The organism is Nonomuraea purpurea (genome assembly GCF_042650645.1).
In the GTDB taxonomy this organism is placed as follows: Bacteria; Actinomycetota; Actinomycetes; order Streptosporangiales; family Streptosporangiaceae; genus Nonomuraea; species Nonomuraea purpurea.
Map to the genome: position 1 here is coordinate 1 of NZ_JBHSBI010000018.1, position 23,820 is coordinate 23,820.

General features: G+C 68.2%; 25 protein-coding genes and 1 tRNA gene. 13 read left to right on the top strand and 13 right to left on the bottom strand.

What is annotated here, in order from left to right; translation table 11 throughout:
* Nucleotides 1-448 precede the first annotated feature (448 nt).
* Nucleotides 449-522, top strand: a tRNA-Thr gene (locus ACFOY2_RS31510).
* Nucleotides 523-786: 264 nt separating this feature from the next.
* On the opposite strand, the gene ACFOY2_RS31515 is transcribed toward ACFOY2_RS31510, so the two are convergent.
* From ACFOY2_RS31515 to ACFOY2_RS31525, 3 genes are read right to left on the bottom strand one after another with little or no spacing between them, the layout of a single operon-like run.
* Nucleotides 787-1,224 (bottom strand): arsenate reductase ArsC, encoded by a 438-nt coding sequence (locus tag ACFOY2_RS31515; protein WP_379531733.1) that lies wholly within the window; start codon nucleotides 1,222-1,224, stop codon nucleotides 787-789.
* Nucleotides 1,225-1,233: 9 nt separating this feature from the next.
* Nucleotides 1,234-1,959 carry an aquaporin gene (locus ACFOY2_RS31520; protein ID WP_379531734.1) on the bottom strand — a complete coding sequence of 242 codons (726 nt, stop codon included), beginning with the start codon at nucleotides 1,957-1,959 and terminating at the stop codon, nucleotides 1,234-1,236.
* Nucleotides 1,956-2,339, bottom strand: a complete 384-nt coding sequence (locus tag ACFOY2_RS31525; protein ID WP_379531735.1) for an ArsR/SmtB family transcription factor — start codon at nucleotides 2,337-2,339, stop codon at nucleotides 1,956-1,958. Before ACFOY2_RS31525 ends, ACFOY2_RS31520 begins: the two co-directional genes overlap by 4 nt.
* Nucleotides 2,340-2,423: 84 nt before the next feature.
* Here ACFOY2_RS31525 and ACFOY2_RS31530 point away from each other — a divergent pair, with 84 nt between their 5' ends.
* The gene (locus ACFOY2_RS31530) at nucleotides 2,424-2,870 is read left to right on the top strand and encodes an ArsI/CadI family heavy metal resistance metalloenzyme (protein ID WP_379531736.1); all 447 of its coding nucleotides are present in this window, start codon (nucleotides 2,424-2,426) and stop codon (nucleotides 2,868-2,870) included.
* Between the two features lie 45 nt (nucleotides 2,871-2,915).
* On the opposite strand, the gene ACFOY2_RS31535 is transcribed toward ACFOY2_RS31530, so the two are convergent.
* Entirely contained in the window at nucleotides 2,916-3,629 is a 714-nt protein-coding gene (locus ACFOY2_RS31535) for a DUF4328 domain-containing protein (RefSeq protein ID WP_379531737.1), read from the bottom strand.
* Between the two features lie 168 nt (nucleotides 3,630-3,797).
* Between ACFOY2_RS31535 and ACFOY2_RS31540 the strand changes: the two genes are divergently transcribed.
* Both ACFOY2_RS31540 and ACFOY2_RS31545 read left to right on the top strand, forming a co-directional pair.
* The gene (locus ACFOY2_RS31540; protein WP_379531738.1) at nucleotides 3,798-4,535 is read left to right on the top strand and encodes a transglutaminase-like domain-containing protein; all 738 of its coding nucleotides are present in this window, start codon (nucleotides 3,798-3,800) and stop codon (nucleotides 4,533-4,535) included.
* Nucleotides 4,536-4,608: 73 nt separating this feature from the next.
* Complete coding sequence (locus ACFOY2_RS31545; protein WP_379531739.1) at nucleotides 4,609-5,235, top strand: class I SAM-dependent methyltransferase; 627 nt, start codon at nucleotides 4,609-4,611, stop codon at nucleotides 5,233-5,235.
* Between the two features lie 115 nt (nucleotides 5,236-5,350).
* On the opposite strand, the gene ACFOY2_RS31550 is transcribed toward ACFOY2_RS31545, so the two are convergent.
* The 3 genes from ACFOY2_RS31550 to ACFOY2_RS31560 all read right to left on the bottom strand — a co-directional run bounded on the left by ACFOY2_RS31550 (nucleotide 5,351) and on the right by ACFOY2_RS31560 (nucleotide 7,274).
* The gene (locus ACFOY2_RS31550; RefSeq protein ID WP_379531740.1) at nucleotides 5,351-6,430 is read right to left on the bottom strand and encodes an ABC transporter substrate-binding protein; all 1,080 of its coding nucleotides are present in this window, start codon (nucleotides 6,428-6,430) and stop codon (nucleotides 5,351-5,353) included.
* Nucleotides 6,427-6,960 (bottom strand): SigE family RNA polymerase sigma factor, encoded by a 534-nt coding sequence (locus ACFOY2_RS31555; protein WP_379531741.1) that lies wholly within the window; start codon nucleotides 6,958-6,960, stop codon nucleotides 6,427-6,429. The genes ACFOY2_RS31550 and ACFOY2_RS31555 overlap by 4 nt, the downstream gene beginning before the upstream one ends.
* A gap of 170 nt (nucleotides 6,961-7,130) precedes the next feature.
* Nucleotides 7,131-7,274, bottom strand: coding sequence for a hypothetical protein (locus ACFOY2_RS31560; RefSeq protein WP_379531742.1), 144 nt, complete (start codon nucleotides 7,272-7,274; stop codon nucleotides 7,131-7,133).
* A gap of 69 nt (nucleotides 7,275-7,343) precedes the next feature.
* Here ACFOY2_RS31560 and ACFOY2_RS31565 point away from each other — a divergent pair, with 69 nt between their 5' ends.
* Nucleotides 7,344-8,330 carry a phosphotransferase gene (locus ACFOY2_RS31565; RefSeq protein WP_379531743.1) on the top strand — a complete coding sequence of 329 codons (987 nt, stop codon included), beginning with the start codon at nucleotides 7,344-7,346 and terminating at the stop codon, nucleotides 8,328-8,330.
* Between the two features lie 34 nt (nucleotides 8,331-8,364).
* Nucleotides 8,365-8,904 carry a DUF305 domain-containing protein gene (locus tag ACFOY2_RS31570; protein WP_379531744.1) on the top strand — a complete coding sequence of 180 codons (540 nt, stop codon included), beginning with the start codon at nucleotides 8,365-8,367 and terminating at the stop codon, nucleotides 8,902-8,904.
* Here ACFOY2_RS31570 and ACFOY2_RS31575 read toward each other — a convergent pair.
* Nucleotides 8,885-9,985 (bottom strand): alpha/beta hydrolase, encoded by a 1,101-nt coding sequence (locus tag ACFOY2_RS31575; RefSeq protein WP_379531745.1) that lies wholly within the window; start codon nucleotides 9,983-9,985, stop codon nucleotides 8,885-8,887. The genes ACFOY2_RS31570 and ACFOY2_RS31575 overlap by 20 nt on opposite strands.
* Nucleotides 9,986-10,034: 49 nt before the next feature.
* On the opposite strand from ACFOY2_RS31575, the gene ACFOY2_RS31580 reads away from it, so the two are divergent.
* Genes ACFOY2_RS31580 through ACFOY2_RS31610 form a run of 7 tightly spaced genes read left to right on the top strand, consistent with a single transcriptional unit; the run spans nucleotide 10,035 to nucleotide 19,298 of the window.
* Complete coding sequence (locus tag ACFOY2_RS31580) at nucleotides 10,035-10,733, top strand: FadR/GntR family transcriptional regulator (RefSeq protein WP_379531746.1); 699 nt, start codon at nucleotides 10,035-10,037, stop codon at nucleotides 10,731-10,733.
* 19 nt (nucleotides 10,734-10,752) lie between these two features.
* Nucleotides 10,753-12,003 (top strand): ABC transporter substrate-binding protein, encoded by a 1,251-nt coding sequence (locus ACFOY2_RS31585; protein WP_379531747.1) that lies wholly within the window; start codon nucleotides 10,753-10,755, stop codon nucleotides 12,001-12,003.
* Nucleotides 12,000-12,851, top strand: a complete 852-nt coding sequence (locus ACFOY2_RS31590; protein WP_379531748.1) for a carbohydrate ABC transporter permease — start codon at nucleotides 12,000-12,002, stop codon at nucleotides 12,849-12,851. The genes ACFOY2_RS31585 and ACFOY2_RS31590 overlap by 4 nt, the downstream gene beginning before the upstream one ends.
* On the top strand, nucleotides 12,848-13,660 hold the full coding sequence (locus tag ACFOY2_RS31595; protein ID WP_357806697.1) for a carbohydrate ABC transporter permease: 813 nt from the start codon (nucleotides 12,848-12,850) through the stop codon (nucleotides 13,658-13,660). Before ACFOY2_RS31590 ends, ACFOY2_RS31595 begins: the two co-directional genes overlap by 4 nt.
* Nucleotides 13,657-16,632, top strand: coding sequence for a glycoside hydrolase family 38 N-terminal domain-containing protein (locus ACFOY2_RS31600; RefSeq protein ID WP_379531749.1), 2,976 nt, complete (start codon nucleotides 13,657-13,659; stop codon nucleotides 16,630-16,632). The genes ACFOY2_RS31595 and ACFOY2_RS31600 overlap by 4 nt, the downstream gene beginning before the upstream one ends.
* Nucleotides 16,629-17,852 (top strand): enolase C-terminal domain-like protein, encoded by a 1,224-nt coding sequence (locus ACFOY2_RS31605; protein ID WP_379531750.1) that lies wholly within the window; start codon nucleotides 16,629-16,631, stop codon nucleotides 17,850-17,852. The genes ACFOY2_RS31600 and ACFOY2_RS31605 overlap by 4 nt, the downstream gene beginning before the upstream one ends.
* 9 nt (nucleotides 17,853-17,861) lie before the next feature.
* Nucleotides 17,862-19,298, top strand: coding sequence for a S10 family peptidase (locus ACFOY2_RS31610; protein ID WP_379531751.1), 1,437 nt, complete (start codon nucleotides 17,862-17,864; stop codon nucleotides 19,296-19,298).
* Here ACFOY2_RS31610 and ACFOY2_RS31615 read toward each other — a convergent pair.
* The 5 genes from ACFOY2_RS31615 to ACFOY2_RS31635 all read right to left on the bottom strand — a co-directional run bounded on the left by ACFOY2_RS31615 (nucleotide 19,257) and on the right by ACFOY2_RS31635 (nucleotide 23,749).
* Complete coding sequence (locus tag ACFOY2_RS31615) at nucleotides 19,257-20,174, bottom strand: hypothetical protein (RefSeq protein ID WP_379531752.1); 918 nt, start codon at nucleotides 20,172-20,174, stop codon at nucleotides 19,257-19,259. The two genes, ACFOY2_RS31610 and ACFOY2_RS31615, sit on opposite strands and share 42 nt — an antisense overlap.
* Nucleotides 20,165-20,587 carry a peptidase inhibitor family I36 protein gene (locus ACFOY2_RS31620; RefSeq protein WP_379531753.1) on the bottom strand — a complete coding sequence of 141 codons (423 nt, stop codon included), beginning with the start codon at nucleotides 20,585-20,587 and terminating at the stop codon, nucleotides 20,165-20,167. Before ACFOY2_RS31620 ends, ACFOY2_RS31615 begins: the two co-directional genes overlap by 10 nt.
* A gap of 224 nt (nucleotides 20,588-20,811) precedes the next feature.
* Nucleotides 20,812-21,582, bottom strand: a complete 771-nt coding sequence (locus ACFOY2_RS31625; protein WP_379531754.1) for an SDR family NAD(P)-dependent oxidoreductase — start codon at nucleotides 21,580-21,582, stop codon at nucleotides 20,812-20,814.
* On the bottom strand, nucleotides 21,579-22,589 hold the full coding sequence (locus ACFOY2_RS31630; protein WP_379531755.1) for a DUF4432 family protein: 1,011 nt from the start codon (nucleotides 22,587-22,589) through the stop codon (nucleotides 21,579-21,581). The genes ACFOY2_RS31625 and ACFOY2_RS31630 overlap by 4 nt, the downstream gene beginning before the upstream one ends.
* Nucleotides 22,586-23,749, bottom strand: a complete 1,164-nt coding sequence (locus ACFOY2_RS31635; protein ID WP_379531756.1) for a DUF4185 domain-containing protein — start codon at nucleotides 23,747-23,749, stop codon at nucleotides 22,586-22,588. The genes ACFOY2_RS31630 and ACFOY2_RS31635 overlap by 4 nt, the downstream gene beginning before the upstream one ends.
* Between the last annotated feature and the right edge of the window lie 71 nt (nucleotides 23,750-23,820).

Sequence of the window (23,820 nt, forward strand, 5' to 3'; positions counted from 1 at the left end):
CGCACGCTGTCTCACCAGCCAGGTCATACCGCGATGACGATCACCACAGCAACCTGGCGATCTTCAAACAACCGCACGTGCGGAAAACGGGGCTAGCCTGACACCCAGCCGATACAGCACCTGGGCACGCGGGGAGGGACCGATCCGGCTGCCGGGGGTACCGTGCAGCAGGAACACGGGGGCGCCGTCAGGCTTCCCCGGTCCTCGACTGCCGGCCTTCTGCCGTCGGGCGTGACCACGAAACGGGTCAAGAGGCTTCCATGCATGTGCGAACACCTCACCGCACGGTCTCGAAACGGGCCGTCTCCGGCGACAGACCCCCGACCACCTCAGCAGCACGTTCACGGTACTACCGCGGGGCGTGTCGGTGAATAGGGGTGAGGAGGGGTGTATGGGAGGGAGCGAGGACCCCTTGAGCTCCTGTAGACTCGTCCACGCTGAACAGCGCGCCGCCTTAGCTCAGTCGGTCAGAGCACTTCACTCGTAATGAAGGGGTCTGGGGTTCGAATCCCCAAGGCGGCTCCCAGTTCAAAGGCCCTTCCGGATGATCCAGGAGGGCCTTTTACGTGGGCGTGCAGCAGCTTCGTACAGCAACGGGGCCATGCTCTACTCGGAGAGATCCCCGCCCTCTTGGCCCGAAGGGTCCATGGAGAGCAGATCCTCGTGCAGGGCTTGCAACGACCTGCCGGTGAGTTCACCCGCTGGTCCAGATGCCTGCGGCTTCGGTGTTATGCCGCCAGGACGCATGGACTCGATGAGTGGCCCGCGGGCCGTCCCGTCCAACGCTCACTTGATCGCTGTGTCTGCGGGGGCTGAGGCGAGGTCAGAGATCAGCGCGCGAACGCGGGTCTCGATCGCGTCGCGGATCGGGCGCACGGCTTCGACGCCCTGGCCGGCTGGGTCGTCCAGTACCCAATCCTCGTAGCGCTTGCCGGGGAAGATCGGGCAGGCGTCGCCGCAGCCCATGGTGATCACGACGTCGCTGGCCTGGACGGCATCGGCTGTGAGCACCTTGGGAATCTCGGCGGAGATGTCGATGCCACGCTCTGCCATCGCCTCCACCACGGCCGGGTTCACCTGATCCGCGGGCGCGGAACCGGCCGAACGCACACGTACCCGTTCGCCGGCCAGGTGGGTCAGGAAGGCGGCGGCCATCTGGGAGCGGCCGGCGTTGTGCACGCACACGAACAACACCTGCGGCGGTGCATCCACCTGATCGGACACGGGTTTCTCCTATCGAGGCTGATCGGCGGCGGCCTGGTAGGCGGAGCCGGGGACGGGCTGCGGGCTGTTCGGGTAGAGCATGACGAGCAGCAGGCCGCCGAGCGCGGCACCGGCCAGCTGGGCGACGATGAAGCCGGGCGCCGAAGCGGGGGCGATCCCGGTGAAGGTGTCAGTGAAGGTCCGGCCCAGGGTGACGGCAGGGTTGGCGAAGCTCGTGCTGCTGGTGAACCAGTATGCGGCGCCGATGTAGCCACCGACCGTGACCGGGGCCAGTGTGGCGCGACCTTGCCGGGCCAGCGCGAAGATCACCACGATGAGCCCGGCGGTGGCCACCACCTCACCCAGCAGCAGGTGAGGTGCCGACCGGTCACGAGCCGAGATCTGAACGGCCGGGAGCGCGAACATGGCGTTCGCCGGCAGTGCCCCGGCGATGGCTCCGGCGACCTGAGCGGGCACGTATGCCGCGACCTCTCGGCCGCGCAGGGTCGGGGCTGCGTCGCGACGGGTGAGGACCCAGGCCGCCACGGAGACGACCGGATTGAAGTGCGCGCCGGACACGGGTCCGAGGATCACGATGAGCACTGCCAGGCCCGCCGCCGTGGCCAGACTGTTGGCCAGCAGTTGTACGCCGACGTCACGCGACAGTTCGGCAGCCATGATGCCGGAACCGACCACCACGGCCACCAGGGCGGCGGTGCCGGCGAACTCGGCAAGCGCCCTGCGAGCCAGATTCACCGCGCGTCCGCGACGAGCGTCTCGGGCAGGGCCAGAACGCTCGTCAGGCGCTTCAGCGTGGCCGGGACGATCCAGTAGTAGACCCAGGTGCCCCGTCGTTCGCTGTCGATCAGACCGGCCTCACGCAGCACTTTGAGATGGTGCGAGATCGTCGGCGCGGTCACCGCGAAGGCGCCGGTCAACTCGCACACGCACACCCCGTCGCCGATCTGGCGGCCACTCTCGTGTGCGCCGATCAGGGACAGCAGCCGCAACCGGATCGGATCGCCGAGCGCCTTGAACACGCGGGCCATCTCGACGGCCTCGTCCTCGGTGATCGGCTCCGAAATCAGCGGTGCGCAGCACCCGGAGGCGAACACCGGCAACTCCTGTTTCGACATGTCTCTAATTTGACAGATTCCTAAGCAGAGGCGCAAACTCGGGACTGCTTAGACATCCATCGAAGCAACGAATGGGAGATCGCGATGTCACGCGTCCAACTCGCTCTGCGTGTCGCCGACCTGGAGGGGTCGATCACTTTCTACTCCAAGCTGTTCGGCGTCGAACCGGACAAGCGCCGCCCCGGCTACGCCAACTTCGCCATCGCCGAGCCTCCGCTCAAGCTGGTGCTCATCGAAGGGGAGGAGGGGGAGGACACCCACATGGACCACCTCGGGGTCGAGGTCGAGGACACCGCGCAGGTCAACGCCGCCACCCAGCGGCTCAAGGACGCCGGACTGGCCACCTTCGAAGAGAACGACACCTCCTGCTGCTACGCCCTCCAGGACAAGGTCTGGGTGCACGGCCCTGGTGGCGAGCCATGGGAGGTGTATGTGGTCAAGGCCGACGCCGACACCCTGGCCAAAGAATCCGAGTCAGCCTGCTGTACGCCAGCCACCGAGCAGATCGGTGCCTCGGCCAACTGCTGCTGACCACCTCCTCGGTGGGGGAGGATGAGCAAGTCCACGGATTTTGCCCTACGACGCTGCGGTCGGCTCGGGCGCGCTGGATGCTGGGGGCGGTTCGCTTGGCGCGGAGTTGGCTGGAGGCGTTGAGCGGAGTGTCTCCTGAGCGGAGGTGATCTTGCGGATGACGCCGATCGCCAGTACGGCTGCGATCAGCATCAGCCCGATGCCGACCACCTCCAAGCGCAGGGCGAAGGCGACTCCCTCCAGGTCGATGGAGAAGAGATAGAGCAGGCCCCAGGTCGCCTTCGCCGTCACCCAGGCGATCAGCCAGGCCGCCCACCACGCGTTGATCAGCCCTTTGGCAGAGCCGGGGGGTGTGGAGGCACGCCAGATGTCGTCCACGATCTGTTTGGGAATCCAGAACCAGCCGATCGGTATCACCCATCCTGCGATCAGCCAGGACCTGCTGCGCCGGTGACCGGTCAGTGAGAGACTCACGGCGTTGGTCCTGACGCGGAACAGCCAGGCCAGGAACCCGGCTGCGGCCGCGAGGAAGATGAAGAATCGCGCGGTTCCGGACCATAGGACGAGCAGTTCCCCCGTCCGCATCTCCGTCCCGGAGATGGAGTCGAAATCACTGATCATACGATCCACGAGCGACGCGTACCAGAGGTTGATCCCCGCTGCGGCGACCCCCACGAGGGAATCGCACACCACGCCCGCGATGGCGAAGACCGCGACGCCACTGACCGGGCGTAATTGCTCACGAGAAAAATGCAGCACCTGGAGGCCCTTCGGGAGGGGAGAACGGGGTGTGCACCAGTATGAATCGCCAAGATCTGGAAGAGGATCGGTTATCCCATGCGGGATCCTCCCGTGACCAAGCCGCGGTTCTCCCATCCCGAGGGCCCTTTTCATCAAAACAGCGGTAACGTTTCTTAGGCTGTTCAGATGACCTCGCGGTTGCTCAACCCCCGGCGCCGGTGGTGTGCCGTGGTGCGGCCCTTGTTACCGGTCCTCGGTGGGACCGCCGCCACGTCGATTCTCGACCGGCATCATTCGAGCGTTGTCGAATTGGCAGCGCGCGTTGGGATGACTCTCCAACTCCCCAACCAGATGGTTGCTCGCTCGCCTCAGCGGGAGTGGGTGAAAGCCGCACATCGGCTGATCGGCGAGTGCATCCGCCCGGTCTACGCGATGAACGAGGAGCAACCTGTCTCCGTGACGATTGCCCGTGGGCGGGGCTCGTGTAGCCAGCGCATGGCGGTGCTGGAGGCTCTGGCCCGTGCCCACGGCATCGCCACCCGAGTCAGGGGGCGCATGATCGATGGCGCTTTCTGGTATCCGCGTTTCCCGCGCCTTCGTGCCGTGGTTCCCACTGACGTCGTCTTGGCCTGGCCGGAGTTCTGGATCGAAGAAGGCTGGGTACCTGTGTCGGAGCTCTACGACGGTCTGTGTCTCGCTTCCGGCTTCAGTAACAGCAGCACCGAGACCCTCTTCGACGCCGTTGCCCGGACCGCTGTGGACTGGGGCGGCACGTCCTCACCAAGCTGCGACCTGTCCGTCCACGTCCGGGTAGATCTGGGCTACTTCGATTCGCGAGATGAGTTGTTTCGCCTGTACGGGCAGACGCTCTGCCCAGCCGCCCGGCTGATCGCCGACCCAGTGCTGAGCCGCCGAACCGCTTGATGCCCAACGCCCGGCCATGCGGTTGACAGTGCTCGCCTGTTGCCGAAGGTCTCTCGTTGGGCATCATGACGCGATGAGCGTGCGCTACGACGATGTGATCGGCCCCCTCCGAACGGCATATGACGGTCGCGCCGAACAACGTGATCTCAGCGGCAAGGCCCCGTGGAAGGTGGCAGAGCGCGAGGCGTTCCTGGACCGGCTGAAGGGGCACGGTTGCGGGCGACTGCTGGAGATCGGCGCCGGAACGGGCCAGGACAGTGCGTACTTTCAGGAGAATGGTCTGGACGTCGTGGCCGTTGATCTGTCGCCTGCCATGGTGGCTCTGTGCCGGGAGAAGGGCATTGAAGCCCATGCCATGGACTTTCTGCACCTCGATTTCGCGCCCGGTTCGTTCGACGCGGTGTACGCGCTGAACTGCTTGCTACATGTGCCCAACAGCGACCTTCCGGCGGTCATGGACGCGATTCACGCGCTGATGCGGCCCGGCGGCCTGTTCTTTCTCGGTGTGTACGGCGGGGGCAGCCTGACGGGAGAAGGGCCCTTCGAAGAGGACGACCATGACCCTCCTCGATTCTTCTCCTTCCGTAGCGATGAGCAGCTTCAGAAGTACGCACGCAAGTCCTTCGAGATCGTGGACTTCCACGCCGTGGGAGCTGACGAAAACCGGTTTCAGTCGCTGACGATGCAGCGCTCCGCGTGATCAAGCGGCTATGGCCAGACCTATTTATCCGGGTCCTTGAGCCGTCCCAGGAAAGGGCCATCGGACGGAGCCAGATCATCCAACCGATGACCGCAACCCCTGGAAGCTGCCGGCTTCACCTGCTCTTCATGACGGCGCTCCCCAGGTCTGCCGGGCGTTTGAGGAACTTGTAGGCGTGGGCCAGATCGGCGATTCGCTGGAGTTCTGTCGTGTCCAGCTTGGCGGGATAGGAGCCGCGCGCGACGCCTGCGGCCATCGCCTTGGAGATCCTCATGTAGCGGGGCAGCGTGTTGCGCACCTGCTGAGGATCGCTCGCGATCAGGCGCTGCGCCTTGGCCAGCGCGCGCTGGAAGGCCGCCAGCGTGCGGGGGTTTCGCCGGATCCACTGGTCAGTGGTTGTCATGCCTGCGGTGTGCAGGTTCGCGAGCTCCCTGGTCATCGCGTCCGCCACGATCCGCGTGCGCTCGGTATCGCGGCCCACGGTGACGAACGGCTCGGCCAGCAGGGCGGCGTCGACCTGCCCCTTGTCGATCGCGTTGAGCATGTCGGGATAGGGCGTCTCGACCGGCACGACGTCGCGCAACGTCAGCCCGGCCCGCTTCAGCACGACTGCCAGCGCCAATGTCCCGAGCCCTTCGAGTTCCGGGGTCGCGATCCTCTTGCGCTTGAGATCGGTCGCTGTCCTGATCTTCGACTTGGCGCTGACGACGACCGCGAAGCTCCCCTGCGCGGCCTGGTACAAGGCGGAGACGATCTTGAGTTGCCTGCCCGACTCGTTCAACCTGAACACCGTGGCGTAGTCGGTCTGCGCCAAGTCCAGCTTGCCACTTTCGACCTGGTCCCCCGCGTCCGCCGCGCCGGCGACGATCACCGGCTGCACCATCAGCCCTTCCTCCTCGAAATAGCCCTTGTCCAAGGCCACGACCACGGGCACCGACTCCACACTCGCCACCACCCCGACCTTGATGGTGGACTGCTCGGGCGGGCCGGACGGGCGGGCGGCGGCGCGCGGCTCCGTGGGCAGCGTCCGTACTCCGACGGCGGCGGCGAGCACCGTGACGACGACCACCGCGGCGGCGGCGAGCGCCATGACGTTGCGCCGCCTCCGCTGATGGATCTCGATCGCCCTGGCGCCCAAGTCTCGCTCTGGCATGTCATCGGCGATGCGGCCGAGCTGTTCTCCGAGCCAGGTCATCGGCGTGCCCCCTCACTACGGGCCGGATCGTCCAGTACAGGCAGTTTCGGCGCCAGTTCGGGCGCCAGCGCACGCAAGCGGGCCAGGGCGTGGTGGGCCTGGCTTTTCACGGTGCCGACGGAACATCCCAGCAGGTCGGCGACGTCACGTTCGGTACGGTCCTCGTAGAAGCGCAGAACGAGCACCGCGCGCTGCTTGGGCGTCAGCCGCATGAGTGCCTGGCGCAGGACGATCCGCAGGACGGCGGAGTCCTCGGGCGAGTAAGCGCGGTCGGGCGGCTCGGCGCTCGGCACCTCGTCGGAACCGCGCCGCCGCCGCCACGAGATGTACTGATTCACCATGGTCTTGCGCGCGTAGGCGTCAAGGTTGTCGATGTGGCGTAACTTCGACCACCGCCCGATCATGCGGACCAGCACACTCTGCAGGAGGTCCTCGGCGAGGTGGACCTCTCCGGTGAGCAGGTAGGCCAGGCGCATCAACGGGCGTTGGTGAGCATCCACGAACGCCAGGAAACCGGCATCGCGATCCAACGTCTCTCCTCATGTCGGTAACCTCCAGACGCCGTGGGCGCGGCAAAAGGTTGGCACTCCTGAAAGGGGACGTACGGAAGTGACGATGGGCCGATTCCCGCGGAAACGAACACGCGGGCCCCGGCCTGGCTGTCATGGAGGCGTCCAAGGACTATGCGCGAGCCAGAGTCTCAGACGGTGAAGTCCGTCCCGTAGTCGAGGCTGTCGGACCACGTGCGCATGTCGTCATCGACCAGGTTCGCTATCAGGTCGTCGATGTAGGAGAGGATGTCGGGGGCGGGGTGCGGGCCGTCAAGAGTCGGCTGATCATCCACATCGGCCAGTTCTACACTTCTCCACCGACGTTCGCGGACGAAGTGAATGGCAGGATCTCGTCCGTGACTGTGAACAGCGAGCAGGCGGCCGGGCTGGCGCGTGAGGTGTTCGGGGCGGGGCGGCGGCTCACCGGACTGGAGCGGCTTCAGGGCGGGAGCAAGAAGGGGGTTTATCGGCTCTCGTTCGAGGAGGGGCCGAGTGCGGTGCTGTATGTCTGGGCCGAGGACGAGGATTACTGGCCCGCCGACGCGCACGCCGAAGCAGCGGATCCTTTCGGGCACGCTTCCGGGTTGAGGTTGTTCGAGGCGAGCCGGGACTGCCTGAGTTCGATCGGTGTGCGGGTTCCGGCGCTCTATTTCGCCGACCGGAGCAGGCGGCATTGTCCGGGCGACGTGGCGGTCATCGAGGATGTTCGCGGGGGGACGCTGGAGGAGTTGCTGCGCGACGATCCGGTCAAGGGTGAACGGGTGCTGGATCGGCTGGCGGTCGCTCTGGAGGCGATGGGGCGGCATCGGTCCGCGAGTGTCGGGAAGGTCGCCGAGCCGACGACGCGGGCGGCGGTCGAGGTGGTGCGGGGGCGGGCGCTGCGGGATCTCGATGAGGCGGCCCGGCGGGTCGGTGAGATCAGGGAGGTGCGGCGGGAGTTCGAGGCGGCCGTTCGGGAGATGGCCGATGCCGTTGAGGAGCGGACGGATTACGGGCTCATCCATGGCGAATTGGGGCCCGATCACGTCCTGGTGGACGAGGACGGGGAGCCGGTGCTCATCGACATCGAGGGGGCGATGTTCTTCGACGTCGAGTGGGAGTACGTCTTTCTCGGGCTGCGGTTCGAGGAGCGGCATTACGAGCGGTTGCGGCCCGTGGAGCTGGATGAGGGGCGGATGCGGTTCTATCGGCTCGCGCAGCACCTGTCGCTTGTCGCGGGGCCGCTGCGGCTGCTGGACGGGGACTTTCCCGCTGCGCGCCGGGGGTTCATGAGGGCGATCGCCACGACGCACACGCGGCTCGCGCGGGAATTCCTCCGGGGCATTGCGCGGGCGCGGGAAATCGATTAGGAAGGTTTCCTATAAGTAAGAAGAGGTGAGGCGGGTGCGCGTCTTCGTGGCCGCCCTGGGCGTCCTGCTGAGCGTCGCCGCATGCGCCCAGAGCGAGCAGCCTCCGGTGAACGCCGACGACGTGATGTTCGTGCAGATGATGGTGCAGCACCACCGGCAGGGCATCGAGATGGCCAAGGCAGGTACGGCGCGGGCCACCACGCCGGAGCTCAGGACGTTGACCTCGGCCATCGCGAACACCCAGCAGGGTGAGGTCGAGATGATGCTGCGCTGGCTGCACTCCTGGGATCAGCCGCTCACCGCGGCCACCGGCGCGCACGATCATCATGGCCCGATGCCGCAGACCGACGTCAAGCGGATCCAGGCGCTGAAGAAGCTGGAGAAGTCGAAGGACTTCGAGCGGGATCTGCTCAATATGCTGATCGCGCACCAGGACGACGCCATCCAGATGGCCGCGGCGGAGGTGAACGCAGGGGCCGCTCCGGCGGTCAAGGAATGGGCCGGGCAGGTGAAGGTGTCGCGTCAGGGGCAGATCGACACGATGACCGACCTGCTCAAAGGGCGACCCGGGTGACGAAGTCGCGCAGCGCCTGTTCGTAGCGGGGTCTGTCGACGTTCCACGAGCCCACGTGGCCGCCGCCGCGCGTGCGTACCAGTGTCACCAGATCGGGTCTGAGCTGCGCGAAGCGGAGCGCGGCACCGGGAGGCACGCCGGTGTCGGCGTCGTCGGCGAACAGAAGGATCGGCTGCTTGAACTCATTGGCGTGCCGTACGTGGTCCAGTTCGTCCAGCGAGATCCCGGTACGCCGCTCCACGACGAACTTGCCCACCGAGGCCAGCCAGAGCGGCACCCCCTGCTGCCGGGCGGCCTGGTCGATGGGGCCGTTCCAGTCCAGGACGGGGCTGTCCAGGATCAGCCCCTTGATCGGCTCGCCTGGCAGCCGGCGGGCCGCCATCGGGACGATGCTCCCGCCCATGGAGAAGCCGTACAGGATCACTCCGGTCGCGCCCTGCCCCCGGGCGTAGGCGATGGCCGCGGCCACGTCGCGCCACTCGCTGGCGCCGAGGTGGAACTTGCCGTCGGGGCTGGCCGGCGCCCCAGGGTCGTTGCGGTAGCTGATCGCCAGCACGGGCAGGTCCAGTGAGCGGAGCACCGGCATGTAGCGCAGGGCCTCGGAGGGGTTGGCGTTGCGGCCGTGCACGGCGATGACCCACGTCCTGGCCGATCCCGGGGTCAGCCAGGCGGGGAAGTCGCCTAACTCGCCGCTGATCGAGACCTGCGCGTACGGCAGGCCGAGCGCCGAGCGCGGATCCTCGTGCCCCCACATCCACCGGTCGAGGTAGGCCCGCACGCCCGGCCGCAGGGTCCCTCTGCGGACCTTCGTCACCTCGCGTACCACGGTGTCGCCGGTGACCGAGACCACGGGCCCCAGCGTGGCGTTGCCGTCGCGCCAGGTCAGCCCGTATTCGCCGGGCGCGGCCGGGTCGGGCTCACCCTTCAGCGTCACCCGCGAGTCGTCGTAGGCGATCACTTCCAGCGGGTACGAATTCTCCTTGCGGGAGGGGACGATGACCCGGCCCGAGTAGTACCAGCCGGCGCCCCCGACGACCAATACCGCCCCAAGCCCGGCGACACATGCCAGCACACGCTTCATGCCGCGAAATCATAGACTCCCATGGCATTAAGTGATTAGATCACTTGATATGTCCGAGGTAACGCGGCCCACGCTTTCCGACGCTCTGACCGAGCGCATGCTGGAGCTCATCCGTACGGGAGGGCACCGGCCGGGCGACAGGCTGCCCTCGACCAGGGAGCTCTCCCAGCGCTTCGCCGTCACCACCCCGACGCTGCGCGAGGCGCTGCGCCGGCTCGAGGCCACCGGGGCCATCGAGCTGCGGCACGGCTCCGGCATCTACGTCGGAGCCGCCATCGAGCGGCTGGTCCTGCCCAACCCGAACATGCGCGAGATGCACGCCGCCCAGCTCCTTGAGCTGCTCGGCGCGCGGATCGTGATCGAGCCGCCGCTGGCCGCGATGGCCGCCGAGCAAGCCGGACGCGAAGAGCTGACGGCGCTCAAGCGGGTGCTCGACGAGGCGGGCAGACACCTGCGTGGTGAGGACGCCGAGCTGCACGACGCCAACATGACCTTCCACCGGGCAACCGCGCGGATGGCGGGCAACAGCGTCCTGCACGAGGTGGTCGACTCGCTGCTCACCGTCCACGGTCCCGAGCAGCGGGAGATCCTGCAGATCTTCGACGACCGGCGCCGTGACTACGAGGAGCACCTGGCGATCCTGGGGGCCATGGAAGCACGCGACGCGGCGCAGGCCGAGGAGCGGATGCGGGCCCACCTGGTCGACGTGAAGACGGTAATAGAGCACAGGTTGCAATCCCCCCGATGAGAACCAAGGAGGCCGGCCCATGTTCCGGTCACGTGTGGCCACGCTCGGCGTGGCGGCGCTGGTCCTGACCGCCTGCGGTGGCAACGGCGCCGCCGCGCCGGAGAAGAAGACCGAGCTGACGCTGTACAACGACAAGGGCGCGTGGTCGAAGTACTTCGACGAGATGGGCGCCCTGTCCAAGCAGCAGATCGGCCTGGGCATGAAGCCGACGGGGTACACGGACTCGGCGCAGTACCAGGCGTTCATCAAGGCCTCGTTCCGCACGAACGTCAAGCCTGACCTGTTCACCTGGCAGACCGGGGGGATGCTGGAGGAGATCGTCAAGCAGAAGCAGGTGGCCGAGACGACGGACATCTGGCAGGAGGCGATCAAGAGCGGCGACCTGCCACAGGACCTGCTTCCCTACTACACGATCGGCGGCAAGCAGTACTGCGTGCCGATGAACGTCGGGTACTGGGGCATGTTCTACAACAAGCAGGTCTTCGACAAGTACGACATCAAGCCCCCGCAGACCTGGGACGAGCTCGTCCAGGCGGCCGAGACGCTGAAGAAGAACGGCGTGAAGGCCTTCTACCACACCAGCGTGCTGTTCTCCTTCGTCTGGTTCGAGCAGCTCATGGCGGGCACCGACCCCGACCTGTACGACCGCCTGTCCACCGGCAAGGCCAAGTACACCGATCCGGGCGTGGTCCAGGTGATGGAGCGCTGGAAGCAGCTCATAGACGCCGGATATTTCATTAACCCTGGTGACAAGACCGACCCCGGCGACGTGCTGAAGACCGGCAAGGCCGCGATGGTCTCCCTCGGAAGCTGGTTCAACACCAGCATGACCACGCGCGACATGAAGGCGGGCACCGACTACGGCTTCTTCGTCATCCCCAACGTCAACCCGGCGCTCCCCAAGACCTCGATGATCTTCGAGAGCGGGCCGCTCTGCTCGCTGACCAAGGCGGCCGACCCCGACGCGAGCCAGAAGTACCTCAAGTGGTGGACCACCGCCGAGGCCCAGGAGAAGTGGGCCAAGAGCAGGGGCGACGTCAGCGCCAACCCCAAGGTCACGATCCAGGACGAGGCGCTCGGCGCGGTCACCAAGGACGCGGGCAGCGGCAAGTACCGCCTGGTCAACCGCTACTTCGAGGCGACGCCGCCACCGGTGCTGACGGCCGCGCTCGACGGGTTCAGCAAGTTCGTCACCGAGCCCGCCAGCTACAGGGAGGTCCTGGAGACGATCCAGAAGGCCGCCGACGAGTACTGGAGCACGCACCAGTGAGCGTGCGCACGCCCATGCTCGGCCGGTTCAGGCACGGATACGTCGCGCCGGCGGCGCTGCTGGTCGCGGGGCTGCTCTACGCGCCGTTCCTGTGGACGGCCTACCTGAGCCTGACCCGTTACGACGGCCTGGAGCCGCCGGCGTGGATCGGACTGGACAACTTCGCCAAGCTGTTCGACGACCCGGCGCTGCTGACCTCCACCCGCAACACGCTGATCTGGGTGGTCGGCACGATGGTGCTGCCGGTCGGGCTCGGACTGCTGGTGGCGGTGCTGTCCTACGACCTCAAGGGCGGCGCGTGGTACCGCCTGCCGTTCATGCTGCCGTACGCGCTGAGCGGCGCGGGCCTGGCCATGGTCTGGAGCCCGGTCCTGTCTCATGGCGGGATCGCCAACCTGCTGCTCGGCGTGGACACCGCGTTCCTGCAGGAGGCGCCGCACAACACGCTGGCCATGCTGCTGGTGTGGACCTGGCAGCAGCTCGGCGTGAACACGCTGCTGTTCGTGGTCGGGCTGCAGTCGATCCCGAAGGAGCCCATCGAGGCGGCCCGGCTGGACGGGGCCTCGGGGTGGGGGCTGTTCAGGCACGTCATCTGGCCGCTGATGAGGCCGCTGACGGCCGTCGTGGTCGGGCTCGCGCTGGTGGCCAGCCTGAAGACGTTCGACATCGTGTGGGTGCTGACGCAGGGCGGGCCTGGGCGCAACTCCGAGACGCTGGCGGTGACGATGTACAAGGACACGTTCGTGGCCAGCGACTACGGATACGGCTCGGCCGTGGCGGTGATGCTGACCGTGGTCACGGGGCTGGCGTCCTACCTCTACCTCAGGAGGCAGGTGACCGCCACATGATCAGGCGTGCCGTGCTGATCGTGCTCGGGCTGATCTGGCTCGGGCCGACGTACCTGCTGCTCGTGAACGCCTCGCGGCCGGCGAGCTCCTACGATCCGGCCAGCGCCTGGGTGCCGTCCGGTGACTTCGCGCTGCTGGAGAACTTCGGCAGGGCGCTGGAGAGCGCCAACCTGTCGCAGAGCCTGGCCAGCACCGCGCTCTACAGCGTCGTTTCCCCGCTGCTCGGTGTGATCATCGGGGCCCTGGCCGGGTACACGATTGTCGTGTTGCGGTTGCGGGGCGGGTTCTGGTGGTTCTTGCTGATCTTCGGGGGCACGATCTTCCCCTCGCAGATGCTGCTCGTGCCGCTGTTCGTCGGCTACAGCGACGCCGGTCTGTACGACAGCCGCTTCGGCATGATCCTCCTCTACACGGCGATCAACGTGCCGCTGGCCGCGTTCGTGCTGCGCAACTTCTACAGCGGCGTGGCGTTCTCGGTCTTCGAGGCCGCCAGGATGGACGGCGCCACCACCTGGCGCATCTTCTGGCGGATCTACCTGCCGATCTCGTTCAGCGCGCTGACGGCCGTGTTCATCCTGGAGTTCACCTTCATCTGGAACGACCTCATCTTCGGCCTGACCCTGACCCAGACCGAGGACGTCCGGCCGGTGATGACCGCCATCGCCGGGCTCATGACCGACGTCTACGCCGGGACCCCGGTCCCGGTCGGACTGGCGGCGGGCCTGGTGGTCTCGCTGCCGACCGTGATCCTGTTCCTCGCAACCCAGCGCCTGTTCGCCAGGGGCCTTTCTCTAGGGAGTGTTCAATGACCAGCCGGTTGCTCCAGCGAAGCCTGGGGAGCCCCGACTACGACGCGATCCGGCAGGCGCTGCGCGAGGACACCTCGACGCCTGTCATCAGCGTTCGCGGGCTGGAGGTGCGGGTCGCGGTGCTGCCGCTGTTCACCCACGACGGCCGGCAGGCGGTCAGGGTGTCCAGCACCGAGCCGCTGACGCACGTGCTGGTGGGCGTGGACAGCGCGTCGGGCAAGGACGTGACGCTGCTGGTGCCCGAGGTGGACGTGCCGCGCGTGCTGACGCTGGAGTGCCGCGACGACGCGGGGGTGGTCGGCACCGCGCAGGTCACGGTGACCCCGCAGCGCAAGTGGAGCGTGTTCGTCGTGCACCACTCCCATCTGGACATCGGCTACACCGACCCGCAGGGCACGGTGCTGCGCCACCACCTCGACTACCTCGACGCGGCGCTGCGGCTGGCGGAGGAGACGGCGTCCTGGCCGGACGACGCCAAGTTCAGGTGGACGGTCGAGTCGTCGATGCCCGCCCTGAAATGGCTGGACGCCCGCCCGGCCGAGATGGTCGAGTCGTTCGCCGCGCGCGCCCGCGAGGGCGTGATCGAGGTGACCGCGCTGCCGTTCCAGCTCCACACGGAGGCGTGCTCGACCGAGGAGCTGCACCGCCAGCTCCGCTTCACGGGTCAGCTCAAGGACAGGTACGGCTTCGCCACCAGGTCCGCCATGCACACCGACGTGCCGGGCGCGGTCGTCGGCCTGGTGGACGCGCTCACCGCGAACGGGGTGCGTTACCTGGCCGCGGCCCACAACTGGGCCGGGCGCTCGGTGCCGTACCTGCACGGCGGCGACAAGCTGACCAGGCCGTTCCGCTGGCGGGCGCCGAGCGGCAACGAGATCATCGTGTGGTTCACCGACACGCCGCACGGGATGGCGTACATGGAGGGCAACACGGTCGGGCTGACCGACTCCTACGAGCTGGCCGACGACCTGCTGCCGCGTTACCTGTCGGCGCTGGCCACGCGCGGCTACCCGTACGGGCCGGGGACGTTCGGCTGGCAGGGGCCAGACGCGCCGAAGGAGCCGTACGAGCTGGACGCGCTGCACCTGCGGGTGCAGGGCGCGCACGCCGACAACGCGGGCCCTTCGATCGTGCCCGCCTCGATCGCCCGCAGGTGGAACGAGCAGTGGGCCTTCCCGCGCCTTCGCTCGGCCGTCAACAGCGACTTCTTCGAGCACGTCGAGGAGCGCTACTTGGACCGGCTGGCCGTGCACGAGGGCGACTGGACCGACTGGTGGGCCGACGGGCTCGGCTCGGGCGCGCGCCCGCTCGGGTACGTCCGCCGGGCGCAGTCGGCGTTGCGGGTGGCCGAGACGCTGCACACGATCGCCGGGGTGGACGCCACCGAGCAGGTCGATCTCGCCTACGACAAGGTCGCGCTGTTCAACGAGCACACCTGGGGCGCGGCCAACCCGTGGCTGGACGCCGAGGAGGCGGGCGACTCGGGCGGCCTGCAGTGGACGCGCAAGTCGTCCGGCGCCTACGACGCCCAGGACGACGCGTCCGACCTGCTGCACGCGGGGGTCCGCAGGTTCGCCGCCGCGCTGTCGGAGTCGGGTTCCGAGGGTGGCGCGCTGGCCTCGTTCGCCGTCTTCAACCCGGCCACGCGGGCGCGGACGGACCTCGCGCGGGCGTTCCTGCCGCGTGACGTGGTGGGGGTGGACGTGCCGATCGCGCTGGTGGACGCCCGGACGGGGGAGACGGTCGCGCACCACGAGGAGCTCGTGCACCCGGATGACTGGCCGACCCGGCCGATCGGGCGGCACGTGCACGCGGTCGTCCAGGACGTGCCCGGATTCGGGTACGTGCGTCTCGACGTGGTCCCCGGCCGGAGCCAGGCCCCCGAGCCGGTCGAGCTGGAGACCGTCCCGGTGATCGAGAACGAGTTCTACCGCGTGACCTACGACGTGCGCGAGGGCTACATCAGCTCGATCTTCGACAAGCGGGCGGGCCGCGAGCTGGTCAACGGCGAGGCCGCGGCGGGCTTCGGCCAGTACGTGTACGACCAGTACGCCACTGCCCCGCATTTCAACCATATGTCGGGACATGTGGGGGCGCATGATCGCACCCTCCTCGGCGACCGGGCCATCGGCAAGCACGCCGCCGTCGTCAAGGCCCAGCGCACGGCCGTCGGCGAGAAGCTGGTCGTCGAGCTCCAGGGCAAAGGCGTCGACTGGCTGCGCACCACCGTCGAGGTGCACTACGGCGTGCCCAGGGTGGACCTGACCTACCAGCTCGCCAAGCAGGGCACCCCGGCCAAGGAGGCCGTCTTCCTGGCCTTCCCGTTCGCCGCGGGCGCGGCCACGGCCTGGGAGCTGACCGGCGGCGTCGGCGGGCCCGACGTGCCGAGGGTGCCGGGCTCGGCCGAGTACATGCTGCCGATCAGGCACTGGATCGCCTTCGAGGACCCCGAGCTGACCATCGCCTGGGTCACCCTGGAGGCGCCGCTGGTGCAGCTCGGAACCATCCACATGCCGTACGCGCCGTTCCCGCCGACCCTCGAACAGGAGGACGGCACGGTCTACTCGTGGGCGCTCAACAACATCTGGGACACCAACTTCCCTTCGCAGCAGCAGGGCGAGACGACGTTCAGGTACGCCGTCGGCTCGGAGACCGATGCCGACGGCAGGCGTCTGGGAGCTTGCGTGGCCGCGGGGCTGACCGAGCCGTTCGTCGGCGCGCTGATCAGCGACAGCCCCCAGGTCACCGAGTCGTACGCCTCCGTCGACCACCCCGACGTGCTGATCACCTCGATCGGCCTGACGGGCGGCGAGCGCGTGGTGCGGCTGCAGTCGCTGGCGGCCGAGCCGGTCGAGGCGGTCGTCCGGGTGCCGGGGCTGCGCGCGGCCCGCGAGCTCGACGTGGTCGATGAGTCGGTCAAGGTACGGCTGCCCGCCTGCGGTGTCGCCGTCGTCTGGGGGACGTGCTCGTGAAGATCGTTGACATCAGGGCCACGACGGTCGCCGTCCCCCTGGAGGCGCCGCTGCGGCACAGCAACGGCGCCCACTGGGGCCGGTTCGTCCGGACGATCGTCGAGGTCGAGGCCGACAACGGGCTGGTCGGCCTGGGGGAGATGGGCGGCGGGGGTGAGAGCGCCGAGGCCGCGTTCCGCGCGCTGGTGCCGTACCTGAAGGATCACGACCCGTTCCAGTTGGAGGCGCTGCGCTTCAAGATCGCCAATCCGACGGCCTCGCTCTACAACAACAGGACCCAGCTCCTGGCCGCCATCGAGTTCGCCTGCCTGGACCTCATCGGGCAGCACCTCGGCGTGCCCGCCTGCGACCTGCTGGGCGGGCGCGTCCGCGACGCCGTGCCGTTCGCGTCCTACCTGTTCTTCCGCTACGCGGCCGACGGGTACGCCGAGATCCGCACCCCCGACCAGCTCGTCGAGCACACCAGGCGGCTCAAGGAGGCGCACGGGTTCACCGTGCACAAGCTCAAGGGGGGCGTCTTCCCGCCCGACTACGAGCTGGAGTGCTACCGGGCGCTGGCGGCGGCGTTCCCCGGTGATCGGCTCAGGTACGACCCGAACGCCGTGCTGTCGGTGGGCGAGGGGCTGCGGTTCGGCCGGGCCATCGAGGACCTGAACAACGACTACCTGGAGGACCCCGTCTGGGGGCTCGAAGGGCTGCGGCTCGTGCGCGAGCAGGTCAGGGTGCCGCTGGCCACGAACACCGTCGTGGTCAACTTCGAGCAGCTCGCCTCCAACGTCCTGCGCAGGGGCGCGGACGTGGTGCTGCTGGACACGACGTTCTGGGGCGGCATCCGGCCGTGCGTGAAGGCGGCGGGGGTGTGTGAGACGTTCCAGCTCGGGGTGGCCGTGCACTCGTCGGGGGAGCTGGGGATCCAGCTCGCGACCATGCTGCATCTCGGCGCGGTGCTGCCCAACCTCACCTACGCCGCCGACGCCCACTACCACCAGTTGCGCGACGACGTGATCGAGGGCGGGAAGATGGCGTACTCGGACGGCGCCATCGCCGTGCCCACGGGGCCGGGGCTGGGGGTGCGCCTCGACCGGGAGCGTGTAGCCCAATATGCCGAGCTTTATCGGGAAATGGGCGGCTATCCGTACGACCGCGATCCCGGGCGGCCCGGCTGGTACGCCACGGTCCCGAACGAGCGCTTCGCCGACCCGAATCTCTCCACTCCATAATTGGGCCACATGTCGGAAACTTCACAGCCTGCCGCGCCCGCGGACAACCTCGTCACCTCCTCGCACACCCTGCCCTCCGGCCAGGCGTACACCGCCACCACCGGAACGATGGTGCTGCGCGAGGAGGTCTTCACCGACGGCACGTTCGACGGCCTGCGCCCGAAGGCCGAGATGTTCGTCACCTCCTACACCCTCGACGGGGCCGACCCGCTGAGCAGGCCGGTCACCTTCGCCTTCAACGGCGGCCCCGGCTCGTCGAGCGTGTGGCTGCACCTGGGCGTCCTCGGGCCGCGCCGGGTCGTGATGGGGGACGCGGGCGCGCTCCTGCCTCCCCCGTACGGGCTGGCCGACAACGAGGAGAGCCTGCTGGCCGTGAGCGACCTGGTCTTCATCGACCCGGTCTCGACCGGCTTCTCGCGGGCCGCGGAGGGGGAGAAGGCCGAGCCGTACCACGGCTTCACCGGCGACCTGGAGTCGGTGGGCGAGCTCATCCGGCTGTGGACCACCAGGAACGGGCGGTGGATGTCGCCCAAGTTCCTGGCGGGAGAGTCGTACGGGACGGTCAGGGCGGCCGGCCTGGCCGACCACCTGCAGTCGCGTTACGGCATGTACCTCAACGGCGTGATGCTGATCTCCTCGGTGCTGGACTTCATCACCGGGGAGTTCAACGAGGGCAACGACCTGGCCTACGCCCTTTATCTACCGACATATGCGGCGATCGCGCACTATCACGGCCTGCACGGGGACCGGCCGCTGCAGGACGTGCTGCGCGAAGCCGAGGAGTTCGCCGCCCGCGACTACCCGTGGGCGCTGGCCCGCGGCAGCCGGCTCACCGAAGAGGAACGCGCGGCCACGACGGCCAGGGTCGCCGCGCTGACCGGCCTGAGCGAGGACTACGTCGACCGGGTGAACCTGCGGATCGAGCACATCCGCTTCTTCACCGAACTGCTGCGCCCGCGCCGCCAGACCGTCGGACGCCTCGACGGCCGCTTCACCGGCTGGGACCCCGACGCCGGGCGCGAGCACTTCACCGCCGACCCCAGCATGAGCGCGATCATGGGCCCCTACAGCGCCGCGCTCAACCACTACCTGCGCGCCGAACTGGGCTACGCCAACGACCTGCCCTACGAGGTGCTCACCTCGCGGGTGAAGCCGTGGTCGTACAAGGAGTTCGAGAACGCGCACATCGCGGTGGCCGACCGGCTGGCCGCCGCCATGCGGGCCAACCCGCACCTGCGCGTGCACGTGGCGTGCGGGTACCACGACGGCGCCACCCCGTACTACGCCGCCGAGCACACCTTCGCCCACCTGCCGGTGCCCGCCGAGCTGGCGGCCAACATCGAGTTCAGCTACTACGAAGCCGGACACATGATGTACGTCCACGAGCCCAGCAGGCTCCGGCAGTCAGCGGACCTGGCCGCCTTCGTCCTCGGACACCAGCCGTGAGGCCTCCCGCAGGCGGTGTTCGAGGTTGTCCCGCAGGGCGGTGAAACGGTCGGCGTTGTCGCGGACGATGGCCCGCTGCAACTCCAGATCGGCCGCGTACCAGGCGCGGATCAGACCCGACGACCACTTGCACCGTGTGTCGGTGATCGCGGTCTGCTTCTCGTCCTCGGTCACGTCCGGCTTCTCCAGGTTCCAGCGGCTGTCGGCGATGGCCGCCTCGGGATCCGGATAGGAGTGGCCCTGCCCGCTCATGCACGACTGCCAGCGCTTCATGGCCTCGATGACGGACGGGTGCTTGGCGGCCTGCTCCAGCGTGAGCGAGTCCTGCAGTGACAACCACGGCCAGTCGGCCTTGCGCGCGCCCTTGTCCATGGTGGACGTGGCGTGGTCCACACAGCCCTGCTGGGTGGCGGTGCCGTACAGGCGGTGGCGGGCGGGCTTGGGCAGCTTTTCCGCCCAGGCGGTGGTCGTGTCGGGCGCGGTCGAACTGGCCAGGTGGTAGCCGTTGCGCTTGGCGACCTCGGTGTCGGCGACGCCGTAACGGCGGGAGTTGCCGGGGTCGCGCGCGGCGAGGTCCTGCTTGTTCTGCGCGGGTGGCTTGATGGCGATGCCCTGCTTGCTCATGCATCGCACGACGAGATGGTTGTGGGCGTTGTCCAGAATGGCCCGCTGCTCGGGAGTGGTCTTGTACGCGTCGAACGGCAGCACGAGCTGTGACACCGAGGTGATGCCCCTGGACGGCGCCTGGCGCGGCGACTCGTCGGCGGCGCAGGCCGAGGTGGTGACCAGCAGCAACGCGCCCGCGACGAGCCGGCGACGGCCGGTTTCCGGCGGCCAAGCCCGGAAACCGGCACTCCCGTTATTTCTCAGCGGCACCAGATGTCGATTGAGCTGGTGCGGTTGTTGCCGACGGCGTTGTTGGACAGGAAACCGTCGTTCGAGTTGTGCGTGAATGTGCTGTGCGCGCCCGTGTAATACGGGTGCTGCCAGAGGGTGACGCTGCAGCCGACCCGGTTCCTGACGGAGCTGGTCTCGTTGTTCATGCTGTGCCAGGAATTGCTGAAGTCCCAGTTCAGCCAGTTGTTGTCTTCCAGGTTGACGTCGTCGGCGACGAAGTCACGCCAGTGGTCGACCTGACCGCGGTTGTAGTCGAAACCGGCATACAGGCAGACGCGACCGCCGTAGCAGGTCGACCGGGGGCTTGCCACCGCGGCGGTTGCGGGGACGACCACGGTGAACAGCGCGGCCGCCGCGGCCGCGATTCCGGCGACCTTTTTGGATAGCCTCACAGGTCTCTCCTCGATCGGTGAGTCGTTTTCGACTTCGGTAACTTAGCGTGCCGATTCGACTGCGAGTCGTCATGACTCGCCGATCCCGAAAGGGGACTGCGCGCCCTTGTGAGGGTCGCGTGCCCGGCACGCCGCACCCACACGTATCAGGCTATTGACCTGGGAGTTCGTCGCGTTGACGCAACTGTTGCCAGTCTTGGTAATTGGCCAGAGGAACTTGTGGCCTATTCGGGAAGCGCGGCCGGATTCTGCGCCAGCAGGCCGCCGTCCACGCGGTGCTCCGCTCCGGTGATGAACGACGAGCGCGGCCCCGCCAGGAACGCCACCAGTTCCGCCACTTCCTCCGGCCGGCCCACGCGGCCCAGCGGATGGGACCGGCCCCACTGCCTGACCTGCTCCTCCTGCGACAGCTCGCCCCGCCACAGGTCGGCCGCCCAGCGCAACATCGGCGTGTCCACAGAGCCGGGGCAGACCACGTTGACCCTGATGCCGTCGGCCGCGTGGTCGAGCGCCATGGCCCTGGTCAGGCCGTTGAGCGCGGCCTTGCTCGCGGTGTAGGCGGCCACCTGCGCCTGCGACGAGAACGCCTGCACCGACGACATGATCACGATCGAGCCGCCGCCGCGCGCCCTGAGCCGGGGGACGGCCGCCTTGCACGTCAGGAAGACGCCCTTGAGGTTGATGTCGAGGACTTCGTCCCAGACGTCCTCCGGGGTGTTCTCGACCGTGCCGTAGCGCTGCACGCCGGCGCAGGTCACGACGATGTCGAGCCCGCCGTACCTGGCCACGGCCAGGTCCACCAGGTCGCGCATGTCGCCCGCCCTGCGCACGTCGGCGACGACCCCGGTGACGTGCTCGCTGTCGAGCGCCGCGTCCTTGTCGGCCCCGCAGAACACCACCGACGCCCCGCCGTCGGCCAGCCGGTCGACGACCGCCCGCCCGATCCCCATCGAGCCGCCCGTGACCAGCGCCACCTTCCCGGAAAACTCACTCATGCCAGTACCTCCGCACGCAACCGCAACACCTTCGTCTCGTGGGGCTCAAGGACCAGGGCCGTGCCATTGGCGACCGCCGCGGCCAGCCCGTCGGTCGGCATGCTGGAGAACGGCTCCAGGCCGACCGTGTACGCCCGCCCCCACCAGGGGTAGCCGGTGGAGGCACCGAGCTCCTGCCACATCCACAGGTACGGCAGGAGCGTCGCGTCCCACTCGACACGCATACCCACGTCCGTCAGGATCTCGTACCAACCCTCGTCGAAACCGGTCAGATAGACGATGTCGCTCGGCGACCCCGGCTCCTGCACCACGCTCAGATCGCTCTGGCCGCCCCCGTCGGCGGGCACCAGCGGCCACCGCCACGGCCCGCCCGCCCTGACCCGGCGTGCCGGCGGGTTGATCGCCGTCTCGTGCGGGATCACCTGAACGCCCTCCGGCAGCCGGATCCTGGCTCCTGGACGCAGGAAGGGGGCGCCGTACACGATGTGCTGGCCCCACATGGCGTGCAGCGGCAGGTCGGCGTCGTTCGTGGCCCGTCCCTCGATCTCCAGGGCGGCCGTGCCGGACCTCAGCCTGAAGGTCTTCTCCAGCCGGTACGGCAGCCGCCGCGTGCGGACGCGCAGCCGTACGGCGACCTCCTGCTCGGAGTCGACCACGACGTCGTACTCCCACGGCAGCCCGGAGACCTCGCCGTGCTGGGCCAGGCGCGCGCCCCGGTACTCGCTGGGGGCCCCGCCGCTGGGGAAGATCTCCTGCCAGCCGCCCTCGTAGTGGTCGATGAACTGGGCGACGTCGTCGGCCGCGCCCTGGAGGTGGTCGCGCGGGTCGCGCAGGCCCTGCGGGGAGAGCCAGACGAAGTCCGTGTCGGTGGGTTTGTGCAGGAACTCCACCACGTCGCCGCCCTTGCCTGGCACGACGGTCACGCGAAGCCGCTCGTTCTCCAGCACGACCGCCCGCAGCCCGTCGATGGTGACGTGCCGCAGGCGGGCCGCCCAGTTCCGTCTCACTGGAAGGTCACATCCAGAAATCTCGGTCGATAGATGGACACGTCCCGATAGTGGTCCGTGTTGACGAAGCTGTTGACGTTGTACGAGACGACCAGCCCGTCGCCCTTGACGTCGGGGTGGGCGTGGGCGTTGTAGGTGAAGATGTTCCCACCGGTCTCGGGGGTCGTGTAGACGTGCTGCTTGCCGGTGAACGGGCCGGACGGCGAGCACGAGGAGTAGGCCACGATGTTGGGGCTCAGGGCCTCGGTCGTGTCATGCGTGATCAGGACATATCCGGATCCGACCTTGCTGATGCTGTACTCGTTCGCCACCCCGCTCATCACCCGCGCCGAGTCGGCCTCGTTCCGCGACCAGGTGCCGTCCGCCTTGCGGTACTCCCAGGAGCCCAGCAGGCTCTCGCCCTTGACCCTGGCCAGGTGCATGTACTTGGGCGAGCCCAGGTCCTCCACGCCGTAGACGTAGGTGTAGCCGCCGTCCTTGAGCACCGCGGACGCCCACGAGACGCCGTGCCCCGACGGCAGGTCGTGCACGCTGATCGGCTTTTCGAGCCGTCCCGGCGCGAACCTGGCCACCACGTTCCTGTGCCAGCGCCAGTCCCACGCGCCGGTGCCGAAGCGCTCGTACTCCTGGTAGGTGACCTCCACGACGCCCCCGGCCAGCGTCGCGTCACCGGCCCAGAACCAGTGGTTCTCGTCGCGGGGCGGCATCACGGCGGCCGGTTTCGCGGCGGTGCCGTCGTGGATCGTGGACAGCCTGCCGTCGCGCTCGACGGCGAAGGAGTTGTTCAGGAACACGGTCGAGCCGCCCTCCTCGACCACCGGCGGCCGCGAGCCGTCGGGGTTGACCTTGCCGAGGAAGGTGTCGGAGAAGACCCACAACTCCTTGCCGCCGGGCAGCTTGAGCGAGTAGGTGCCGTCGGCGCCCGTCCAGTCGTCCAGGCGGCTGTTGTCGTTGCCGTAGGTGGTGAACAGACTGGTGAGCCTGGCGTTCGTGGTCGCGCCCCGTACGGCCGGGGCGCACTCGGAGGCGGTCGTGACCTGCTGCTCCTGCACCGCCGACGGGACCGGTTTGGGTGGGGCGGCCCAGGACGGCTGGGGTGCGGCGGTCAGGCCGATCAACGCGATGGCGAGGGGGGCGAGGGCGGAGCGGAATCGCGTCATCACCGGTTCCTTGGGGGAGGGGGCTCCCTACAGTTCTAGTCATTAGATCACTTACTGTCCAGGGTTTCCCG

Excerpts from the sequence above, each read along its gene's own strand:
- ACFOY2_RS31525 (WP_379531735.1), bottom strand. The coding sequence starts at position 2,339 with ATGTCGAAACAGGAGTTGCCGGTGTTCGCCTCCGGGTGCTGCGCACCG.
- ACFOY2_RS31530 (WP_379531736.1), top strand. The coding sequence starts at position 2,424 with ATGTCACGCGTCCAACTCGCTCTGCGTGTCGCCGACCTGGAGGGGTCG.
- ACFOY2_RS31540 (WP_379531738.1), top strand. The coding sequence starts at position 3,798 with ATGACCTCGCGGTTGCTCAACCCCCGGCGCCGGTGGTGTGCCGTGGTG.
- ACFOY2_RS31545 (WP_379531739.1), top strand. The coding sequence starts at position 4,609 with ATGAGCGTGCGCTACGACGATGTGATCGGCCCCCTCCGAACGGCATAT.
- ACFOY2_RS31550 (WP_379531740.1), bottom strand. The coding sequence starts at position 6,430 with ATGACCTGGCTCGGAGAACAGCTCGGCCGCATCGCCGATGACATGCCA.
- ACFOY2_RS31575 (WP_379531745.1), bottom strand. The coding sequence starts at position 9,985 with ATGAAGCGTGTGCTGGCATGTGTCGCCGGGCTTGGGGCGGTATTGGTC.
- ACFOY2_RS31580 (WP_379531746.1), top strand. The coding sequence starts at position 10,035 with ATGTCCGAGGTAACGCGGCCCACGCTTTCCGACGCTCTGACCGAGCGC.
- ACFOY2_RS31585 (WP_379531747.1), top strand. The coding sequence starts at position 10,753 with ATGTTCCGGTCACGTGTGGCCACGCTCGGCGTGGCGGCGCTGGTCCTG.
- ACFOY2_RS31595 (WP_357806697.1), top strand. The coding sequence starts at position 12,848 with ATGATCAGGCGTGCCGTGCTGATCGTGCTCGGGCTGATCTGGCTCGGG.
- ACFOY2_RS31600 (WP_379531749.1), top strand. The coding sequence starts at position 13,657 with ATGACCAGCCGGTTGCTCCAGCGAAGCCTGGGGAGCCCCGACTACGAC.
- ACFOY2_RS31610 (WP_379531751.1), top strand. The coding sequence starts at position 17,862 with ATGTCGGAAACTTCACAGCCTGCCGCGCCCGCGGACAACCTCGTCACC.
- ACFOY2_RS31625 (WP_379531754.1), bottom strand. The coding sequence starts at position 21,582 with ATGAGTGAGTTTTCCGGGAAGGTGGCGCTGGTCACGGGCGGCTCGATG.
- ACFOY2_RS31635 (WP_379531756.1), bottom strand. The coding sequence starts at position 23,749 with ATGACGCGATTCCGCTCCGCCCTCGCCCCCCTCGCCATCGCGTTGATC.